Here is a 500-nt window from a genome sequence, read left to right as displayed (position 1 = left end):
AATATGAGTCGCTTGGTAACCAAGGACTTGCTCAAAAGATGCTTTCACGTTTTGGATTAGGTCAGACATAAGTAAACTCTCTGGTTAAACTCTTTGTTCAATTGGTTATGGCCCCTTTACGGCACCACTTTAATTCTTTTAGATCCCCTACCTCGTTCGTCTCTCACGGTAGGGAATGACAACATCAGCTTCTCACCTGCCGTCATTCCAGAATCGAGGGACGAGATATCAGGAATCTCGCTTTTTTATTTAGTAACCGAGTTATCGATTAGTTTTACTATCAACGGAACAGGCGATTACTGTTCTTTGTAGTGAACGTCACTCAAATCACGAAGACGTTGTGCCGCTTGTTCTGCGGTTAAATCACGCTGAGACTCAGCCAACATTTCGTAGCCGACCATGAATTTACGAACCGAAGCACTGCGCAACAGTGGCGGGTAGAACAACGCATGTAGCTGCCAATGGTCGATGTCAGTACCTTCTTCGAAGAACGGCGCATA

The 500-nt window shown here is 45.0% G+C and carries 1 protein-coding gene; it reads right to left on the bottom strand.

From position 1 onward, the window contains the following. Nucleotides 1-296 precede the first annotated feature (296 nt). A partial coding sequence (galT, locus tag NX845_RS07410; protein WP_260256748.1) for a galactose-1-phosphate uridylyltransferase occupies nucleotides 297-500 on the bottom strand: 204 nt, incomplete at its 5' end.

Source organism: Vibrio sp. NC2 (genome assembly GCF_025195005.1).
Lineage (GTDB): Bacteria > Pseudomonadota > Gammaproteobacteria > Enterobacterales > Vibrionaceae > Vibrio > Vibrio splendidus.
This window is presented reverse-complemented; position numbering and strand designations above follow the sequence as displayed.